Source organism: Oleiphilus sp. HI0132 (genome assembly GCF_001635845.1).
In genome coordinates this window covers 1-450 of sequence record NZ_LWGJ01000889.1, presented here as the reverse complement: position 1 = coordinate 450, position 450 = coordinate 1, and the positions used below count along the sequence as shown (strand labels likewise).

General features: G+C 44.1%; 1 pseudogene. It reads left to right on the top strand.

Annotated features, from left to right (window positions below):
• Nucleotides 1–227: pseudogene (locus A3766_RS10070) on the top strand (MFS transporter); the annotation flags it as partial.
• Nucleotides 228–450 lie beyond the last annotated feature (223 nt).

The window sequence follows — 450 nt, the reverse complement described above, 5'->3', positions numbered from 1 at the left end:
AGCGTCGTATGACTGGCCAAATTGCAGGTATGGTTGGCGCCTATGGCAACGTGGGTGGCGTGACCTTCCTGACGGTCTATTCTTTTGTTGATGCATCGACCTTCTTTATGGTGATTGCAGGTGCTGCGGTGGCTTGCTTGGCTCTGGTTCAGTTCTTGGATGAGCCTAAAGGTCATATGCATGAAGTATTACCTGATGGCACTGTTCAAATGATCGAGGTTAGCTAGGTTTAGCTAGGACTTGATTGCGAGCCTGTACTTTTGACAGGCTCGCTCCTTTTTATACCCTCTATTTTTTACCATTTAATATTTATCAGANCTATGCCAGAAGGGAATGAGTATTTCATACTTAGTTGTGTCTGAATTTATGAATAAGGTGGTGTCGTATGACTAGAGCTGTTATCTCAAATACAGGGCTCTCTCAAAAAGAACGCGCACTGTTAATTGACCC